Annotated in this window: 4 protein-coding genes and 1 pseudogene; 2 read left to right on the top strand and 3 right to left on the bottom strand. The window is 65.3% G+C overall.

All coding sequences use genetic code 11. The features are described from left to right. Window positions 1–4,447 (top strand): DEAD/DEAH box helicase (locus tag QZY03_RS13035; protein WP_295581664.1); only part of this gene is annotated, 4,447 nt, incomplete at its 5' end. Between the two features lie 1,271 nt (window positions 4,448–5,718). Then, window positions 5,719–6,033 carry a DUF433 domain-containing protein gene (locus QZY03_RS13030; RefSeq protein ID WP_295581663.1) on the top strand — a complete coding sequence of 105 codons (315 nt, stop codon included), beginning with the start codon at window positions 5,719–5,721 and terminating at the stop codon, window positions 6,031–6,033. A gap of 309 nt (window positions 6,034–6,342) precedes the next feature. On the opposite strand, the pseudogene QZY03_RS32090 reads toward QZY03_RS13030, so the two are convergent. From QZY03_RS32090 to thiM, 3 genes and pseudogenes are all read right to left on the bottom strand, one after another. Further along, window positions 6,343–6,552 (bottom strand): annotated as a pseudogene (locus QZY03_RS32090) (trehalose synthase); the annotation flags it as partial. A 115-nt stretch (window positions 6,553–6,667) separates the two neighbouring features. Continuing rightward, the gene (gene thiE / locus QZY03_RS13020; RefSeq protein ID WP_295581659.1) at window positions 6,668–7,357 is read right to left on the bottom strand and encodes a thiamine phosphate synthase; all 690 of its coding nucleotides are present in this window, start codon (window positions 7,355–7,357) and stop codon (window positions 6,668–6,670) included. Further along, complete coding sequence (thiM, locus tag QZY03_RS13015) at window positions 7,354–8,208, bottom strand: hydroxyethylthiazole kinase (protein WP_295581658.1); 855 nt, start codon at window positions 8,206–8,208, stop codon at window positions 7,354–7,356. Before thiM ends, thiE begins: the two co-directional genes overlap by 4 nt. Window positions 8,209–8,415 lie beyond the last annotated feature (207 nt).

Below are 8,415 nucleotides of genomic sequence, written 5' to 3'. Positions count from 1 at the left end.
GCCAAAGCGCGGGAATCAAATCGGCCGGTTCGGCATCGGCTTCAAATCCCTGCTGCGACTCGGCGGAAGCATCGACATCCTGAGCCGCAGCGTTTCGCTGCGCTTCGACCCGCCCCGATGTCAGCAAGAAGTCCGTAACGCTTGCAAGCTGCCAGCGGACGCGCCCGCCCCGTCGCTGCGGCTGGCCTGGGCGCTGGACCGGCAGACGGAGGCGCAGCAAGACCAGCGGTTGCGCGCCTTCGACTGGGCGACGACCGTGGTTCGGGCCGAGGTCAAGAACCCGACGATGGGGGAGCATCTGACAAAAGAGATCGAGGCGTTTCCGGCGCGATTCTTGTTGTTCATCACCACCGCCGTCGACCTTACGCTGGAAGCACCTGACCTTAAGCCCCGCCGGATCAATCAGACGCCCGAAAGCGATGCCGTCATCCTTCACGACGGGCAGGCTCCATCCCGCTGGCGTCTGATCAAGCGCGTGATCCAAGTTACCGAGCCGGCGGCCATGGACGATGCCACCCACATCCATCAACGGGACGAAATTCCGTTGACCTGGGCTATACCCCTGGATGCAAGGCGCGAGGAGGGTAGTTTTTGGGTTGCCTTCCCGACCCAGTCATTGACCAATATCCCCGGCATTTTGAACGCGCCGTGGAAGGTCCATAGCGACCGACAGTCCATCATCGACGGCGAATGGAACCGGGCCTTGATGCGGGAGGCCGCCAGCATGATTGCGGAGGCGCTGCCGACCCTGGCCGGTGCGGACGATCCAGCCGGAGCGCTGGATTATCTGCCTCGGCAGGACCGCAACGCGCTGGCGGCGACGCTGGTTGACGAATTATGGAAATTAGCAGGCACGGTCAAGATAGTGCCCGACGCCACGGGCACCTTACGGGCTCCCGCGGACCTGCACCGCCACGCGAGCGACGACAAGGCACTGGTGGACCGCTGGTGCGACCTTGCCAACGAGGCAAAGCAGGCCGGTTGGGTGCATCCCGACTGTCTGCGCGACCGCGACCGGCGCGCTCGATTGGAGCGTTTGGCGAAAGCGCCTGTCGTGGAGAAGCCTGGGCTTGCGCAAGCCAAGCCGGCGGACTGGTTTGCGCAGATCGCGAGTGCCGACACGGAACAGGCCAAGGCGGTCATCCGGCTTGCCGCGGAGTACGCGAGCAGCCTCAAGAGAAGCGAATGGACCGCAGATCGGAACTCTTACGTCTATGGTCGCGAGTACATCCGTCCAACGCTCAAGATCATTCCTGATCGTGATGGCGAACTTCGCTGCCCAGATGACATCTGGCTCGCCCGCCCCGACCAGTCCGCGCCGAACCAACACTTCGTCGCCGATGAACTGGTGAACGATTCCGAGATCCAGCGGATTCTATTGAAGACCTTGGAGGTGCGGGATCTACTGGAAGGCAACTTACTGGAGCTACTCGAACAGTCAATCAAAGAGTATATCGAGCGGGAAAGTAATGGTCGCAGTGCTCGTCGGGACTGGAGTGGACTCTGGCAGATCTTGCGTAGTGCCCGACCCGAGCACCAGAAGGCGTTTGCCGATGAGCACAAGGGCCAGGTCCGCATACGCCGCCAAGACGGCACCTGGCAGTATCCCTATGCGGTGCTACTGCCCGGTGAAATCGTGCCGACCACAGACCCAGACCAGAAAAACCGCAAAATGCTGGTCGATCTGGACTTCCATCGCGATGAGGAGGCGCTTCTGCGACTGCTCGGTGCCGTCAGCAAGCCCGAAGGCAAAGATAACATCTTCCGGGATTCCGAACATTGGCGGTACACATGCTCCGTGAATGAGAATTTTGCGGACTGGAGAGATGTAGCGTCTGAGGCAATTCGCCAACAGATTCGGGGGGTACAGGCACATAGCTTCATTCCAGGAGACATCAAGGCGCCCACCGGCTGTTCACTGCTGCCTCACCTGAAGGCAAGTGCGAACGCGCGCCTGACCCGCTTGCTGCTGTCCGGTGCAGAGGGCATTGAGCCGACACTCACCCTAAGTCATCGCAGGAAGCCCACCGATCACCCGCATATACCGGTCGAGCACCCCTTCCGCTGGCTGTTGCGCCATGTCGGGTCGGTGGCCATTGGCGAGGTGACAGTTTCATTTTCAATCATTCTGGCACGCTGCGACGTGCCTGTACTGGAACGTCTGTCGGAGTTGGCGCCGCTGTTGCCGACCATTCGGGCACTTGCGGGGTCTCCACGTCCGCAGCCTACCGTCCCCGAGGCACTGCACAGTTTCTGGCAAGCCCTGACCGATCACCTGGCGACCCGCGAGGCCATCGCCAGCGACATCCTGGCCGACCTCTGGCGCAGCGCCGCCGCGGATCGATGGGTGCCGGACCAACTGCCCAGTGCGGACGGCAAAATCGTGCTCGGCAAGATCTACGTTACCGGCTCCGCTGACCTGGCGCGGCGCGCCCGCGCCCGTGGCTGGACCGTGGTGGAACTCGACGAGGAAACCCGCGCACTTTGGCGACAGAAGGGCGCCTTGGACCTGGATGCGCAGTTCAGCCGAGGCTGGGACGCGGCGGTCGCGAGCTTCGGCAGCTTGGCGGATGCCCTGCCCGACGTGGCTGCGGTGCTGTCGCGGGAGGGCAAGGCGCAGAGCTACACGCAGGTGGTCCAGGGGTTGCACCTGCGCATCGGCGAGGCGCGCGAGCCGGTCCCCTGTCTGCATTGGGAAGGCGTGTTGTACCTGGACCAGGCGCAACTCGAAGCCCTGCCGCACCGGGAGCGTTTGCGGCTGGTCCTGACGGAGGCCGCCGCGGCGGGCTGGCTCGACCGCACGCCGGCAGATGCGCTGGCACACATCGCCGATGTCACGCTGGAAGACCGACGCCGCGCGGTCGCAGCCGGCGCGGACCTGACCGAGCGCCTTCTGCGCGCCGTTGGCGGCAATGTGACAGCGCTGCATGCCGCCTTGGGGGATGCGGCGTGTCGCGCGCTACCCGCCGACGGCCCGCCAACGCAGGTCGCGGCGCTGACGCTGGACCTGTTGGGACCTGCGGTACTGCAAGATTCCAATGTCTCCGAAGCGATGAAGGACGCCGATCTGCGGCCACCGTCGCGTTGGGGAACTGACGAGGCCCGCGCTTTCGTCGCGGCGCTTGGGTTTCCCGAGACATTTGCCCAGTCGCAGTCACGGCGGCTGGATGCGGAGTTGTGGGTTAGCGGGCCGTTGCCATTACCACCGCTCCATCCGGAATACCAGGTGGAGGTTTTCGACGCGCTGACGGGCCTGATCGCAATGGGCAGCGGACGGCGGCGCGCGGTGGTCAGCTTGCCGACCGGGGGCGGGAAGACGCGCATCGCGGTCGAGGCCGCGGTGGAACTGGTCCTGAAGCCGGAGGGCGCACGGCGGACCGTCCTGTGGGTCGCACAGACCAATGAGCTCTGTGAGCAGGCGGTCCAGTCCTTCCGACAGGTGTGGCAGAACCTCGGCGCGCAAGGGGAGACATTGCGGGTGATCCGGTTTTGGGGCAGACACGGCAACCCGACGGCGTCGGCGGGTACCGCACCGACGGTGGTGGTGGCCTCGATCCAGACCTTGAACAGCCGCTTCGATGCCCCCGCGCTCGCCTGGCTCGCGACGCCGGGGCTGGTGGTGGTGGACGAATGCCACCACGCGATCACACCAAGTTACACGTCGCTGCTGCGCTGGCTGGACGCCGAGGCGCCCCGCCCTGGCGCGCCGCCGAAGGACGAGCCGGCGGTGATTGGACTCAGCGCGACGCCGTTCCGGATGGACGACGAGGAGAGCCTGCGACTCGCGAAGCGCTTTGATCAACGTCAGTATCCGCTGGACCAGGAGGGCCTGACTGACCGGCTGCTCGCGGGTGGATTCCTCGCGTGCCCCGATTATCAGGCATTGGCGACCGACGCCACCGTCTCCCCAGGCCTGCTCAATGACCTCGACAACCTGTGGGATAGCCAAGACGGGGGGCGATTCGACGGGGTGTTGGAGCGAGTCAATCAGGAATTGGCCACCAACGACGCGCGCAATGAGCGGCTGATCGAGACCCTGCAAGCGAGCGACGCCCGCCAGATCCTGTTCTTCACCAACTCGGTGCCGCACGCGCAGGAGATGGCTGCCCGGCTGTGCCTGCTCGGCATCCCGGCCGCGGCGGTCAGTGGCGACACGCCCGCCACGGCCCGGCGCTGGTTCCTGGACCGCTTCAAGTCCGGCGAGCTGCGGGTGCTGTGCAATCACAGCGTGCTGACCACCGGCTTCGATGCGCCACGCACGGACCTGGTGCTGATCGCCCGCCAGGTGAAGAGCCCGGTCAGCTATATGCAGATGGTCGGACGCGGCCTGCGCGGGCAGCGCAATGGCGGCACCGAGACCTGTACGATCTTGACGGTGCTCGACAACCTGGGCCGGTTTCGGGAGCATCCGTTTCACTATTGCCGCAGTCTCTACACCAGGCGCTAAGATTGCGCGCTTGGCGAGGCCGTCTTGCCGGCAACCCCTTGCTGCGTCTGGCTTGTAGACCCTTCGTCCGCTCCACGGGTGAATCGTCAAACAAGCGTTGGCGGCCTGGAACGACCAGGAAGAAGAGCGCAGCCGTTTGACCCGCGAAGCGTTCGCTGATGCAGATGCCGGACACGTCATCGACCACCTGGCCGTTTGAGCATGGGCCGATAGCCTCAGCACCGCCGAGCCGTTGCCGATACCACCCTGATGAAACTGAGATGGCCGAGCAAAGCGCGGCCTTGGTCATAAACCCGGCCACCGCGCGATCTGCAAGGTCGTCTGTCCGCACAGCGGACCCTACAGATCACGGTGTTACCGTAGGGTCCGCGGTGCGGACCGATCGCGGCTCAAATCACAGGCACATCGTCTCCAGCGAGCAGAAATCAGGGACAGACCCTGAGGTATCCCCTCGAGTCTAATCGACAGATCAGCAAGTTGGCGGCAGTCCAGCCGCGGGATCATTACCATGTTCGAATTGGCTATACAACCCACTGATGTGAGGCGAGATTTCGTGGGGATACCTCAGGGACAGACCACGATTACCTGCTATCACGGAGCAACCGGAAATAGTTTGAGCAATGAAATAGGTAGGTTCGAAAACGCCGCACGTTCTTCGGCTGTAACCAGTGCAAGTGCCAAGACGATTTCCGGGCGTACGGGAAGCGGAGAAAGTCGCTCATGCCCTGGTCTAGTCAGGACCAAACCACTTTGTCGCTGCCGGATGCCGGGGCACGCGAAGGAGAACATCAGATGAACGAGACCATCGAGCGCCGCCTTGCCGGCCTCCAGGCCGAATAGGAAAAGGCCAGGAGCGCCTGCACGCGCTGCGCCTGCAGCAGACACAGCGTCACGAGACCCTGCTGCGCATTGAGGGGGCGATCACGGTGCTGCAAGAACTGCTGGGCAAGGAGGGTGAGGGACCGGCAGCCCCAACCCCACAACGGATGACACGGGGGCGGCCGCCTGAGGGCCTGCCGCGTGGGGTGCCGGAGCCGGGCGGCGCATGCGCCGCGTCCTGGTCTGAGTTCGATTTCTCCGTAGGTCGCCCTGCAAGACGGCCACCGGACATTGTGCAGGCCCGGTCGCCCTGAAGGGCGAACGACACCAGGGTGCAGGTCCGCTGGGTGGTCTCGCGCGGCGCCAGGGCGAGACCAAGGCGGAGACGCTCTATCCGTCGTCATCCCGTGCTACGATGACCCCGACACCCCGATCCGGCAGCGAAACGCGCGATGACCGTCAAGACCCCTGTTCAGCACATCGAGATCGCGCCCGGTATCGCCGGGGGCCAGCCGCATGTCGCGGGCCATCGGATCAAGGTCCGGGATATCGCGATCTGGCACGAGCACCTGGGCCGGAGTGCCGATGAAATCAGCGCCGAACACGACCTCGACCTGGCCGAAGTCTATGCCGCCCTGGCGTACTACTTCGACCACCGGGCCGAGATCGATCATACCATCGCCGACAGTCGCGACTATGTCGATGGGCTGCGCAGGCAATTGCCCTCCGTGCTTGAGAAGAGGCTGAACGGCGCGCCCCGTGAGTGATATCGATTCGCGCGATGATTCATGGACTGATGCTGATCTACCGCGTGCTGGACGGCGATGAGATGGCGGGTCAGATCGAGTTTGTGTAAGTCCGGCGCGGACGGGGCATGCGCCCCGCCCGGAACCTCGGGCCGGACCTAAACCGACGACAAACCACGGTTTTCTGCTATCACAGAGAAGCCGGGCTGGCCTTGATCATCGTTCCGGCCGGCCGCGGTCGGTCCGCGCAGCGGACCCTACGGTAACACCGTGACCTGTAGGGTCCGTTGTGCGGACCGACGACCGTGCAGAGCGCGCGATGGCCGGGTTTATGGCCGACGGCTCCCGGCTCTGAGCCTCCACATTGACCGCCTCATAGCCGTAAACCGGGTCCATGATCGGCGGCAGGTAGAGTCGCTGCGGGTCGGCTCGCGAGAAGCCGGCGTTGCGGTCCGGGCTCCACTGCATCGGGGTGCGCATCCCGTTGCGGTCACCCAGGTAGAAGTTGTCGCCCATCCCGAGCTCGTCACCGTAGTAGATGAAATGACCGCGTCCTTGTACCAGAGCGGGTCATCGACCAAAGGTAAACGCGTGGTCGGCTGCGGCATCGTCGGTGCACCGGCAGGGCCGTTGGGAAGCAATGCATTCAGTATAGTCAGCCCGCCCCGCCTGTCGTTCGCACGTCCGGGATCCGATCGTCGCCGCGGGCGTGCCGCCCCCCAAGGATGCCCTCGCACAACGCCTGCGCCGCGGCGCATGGATCGGCCGCCGCCATGATCGCCGAGACGACGGCAATGCCGTCCGCCCCGGCGGCCACGACCGCTGCGGCATTGCCGGCATGGAGGCCGCCGATCGCGACCAGCGGCAGCCGCACCGCCGCGCGGATGGCGCGCAAACCATCCAGCCCCGCGGCGGCGGGCGCGTCGGGCTTGGTGGGCGTGGCAAAGACCGGGCTCACACCCAAATAATCGGCGCCATCGCGCTCGGCCTGCAGCGCTTCCGCCGTGGTACTGACGGAGACGCCGATCAACAGCCCCGGCCCGACGCGCCGGCGCACCTGCGCACAGGACAGGTCGCCCTGCCCCACATGCACTCCGTCGGCGGCGCAGGCCAGCGCCAGGTCCACACTGTCATTGACGATGAACGCCACCTGACGCGTCCGCAGCCAGTCCCGCAGGCACTGCACCGCGGGCAGCGATGCGCCGTGATCACCGTCTTTATCGCGCCACTGCACCATCGTCACCCCGCCGGCCACCGCCGCCTGCACCACCGCCGCCACGCCGCGCGGGCCGGCCAGTGCGGCGTCGGTCACCAGATAAAGCGAATAGTCAGGCGTCGGATTCAATTCGTCGCTTCCACGTCGAACCGCGCGTCGGCCAGTAGATCCTCCGCGGTGACCGCATCCAGGCCGTCGAGCAGCGCGATGCCGTAGCTGCCGGGATGTTGGGCGCGTTGCGCCGCCCACTCACCCGCCACGCCGAACACCACCAGCGCCGCCGTCGCCGCAGCGAACGCATCCGGCTCCACGGCGGCAAAGGCGCCGGTCACCGCGGACGCGGCACAGCCGGTTCCGGTGACGCGCCCCATCAGCGGATGGCCGTTGCGGATGCGTGCCTCGCGCCTGCCGTCAGTCACATAGTCTTCCGCGCCGGTCACCGCCACGGTCATCCTCCAGGTCTTCGCCAGCGCCACCGCGCTCTGACGCGCCTGCGCCACCGTGTGCTGCGCATCCACCCCGCGCGCACCACCCATGTCCCCGCCCAGCGCGAGAATTTCCGAGGCATTGCCGCGCAGAATCACCGGGTGCACCTGCTCCAGCAATGAGCGCGCCGTGTCCGTGCGCAACCGCGATGCGCCGACACCGACCGGATCGAGCACGACCGGGATGCCCTTTGCCGTCGCATGAATGCCGGCCTTGAACATCGCCTCGATCCACGGTTTGGAGAGCGTGCCAAGATTGAGTACCAGCGCACCCGAAATCTCGACCAGTTCTTCGACCTCCTCGATCGCGTGCGCCATGATCGGCGACGCGCCCAACGCCAGCAAGGCGTTGGCCGTGGAGTTCATCACCACATAGTTGGTAATGTTGTGCACCAGCGGCTGCCTGGCGCGCACTGTCGCCAGGATGGCGGCGACGTCCAACGATTGTTTCGGCATGGCTGTCACTCGCTCCCCGCGGCAGGCATCGCCGCTCATCAGATTCAGGTCAATGACCGGTATGATAGTCCGAATCGGGATCGCAGACTGGTGACCGGGGCTCGCGACAGCAATTCCAAATTTGGGCAGCATCGCGCAGCCCCCCTGGTGGATGCGGCGCGCACGACCGGCGTGCCGGGTCCCTGACACCGAGCGGCGCGCCTTATCCACCCTACAGCGGGCCGGTTTTGTAGGGTGGATAAGCGT

The sequence above is a fragment of the uncultured Lamprocystis sp. genome, from assembly GCF_903933125.1.
Classification (GTDB): Bacteria; Pseudomonadota; Gammaproteobacteria; order Chromatiales; family Chromatiaceae; genus Thiodictyon.
The sequence above is the reverse complement of the archived record's forward strand: the minus strand, read 5'-3'. Positions and strand labels throughout refer to the sequence as shown.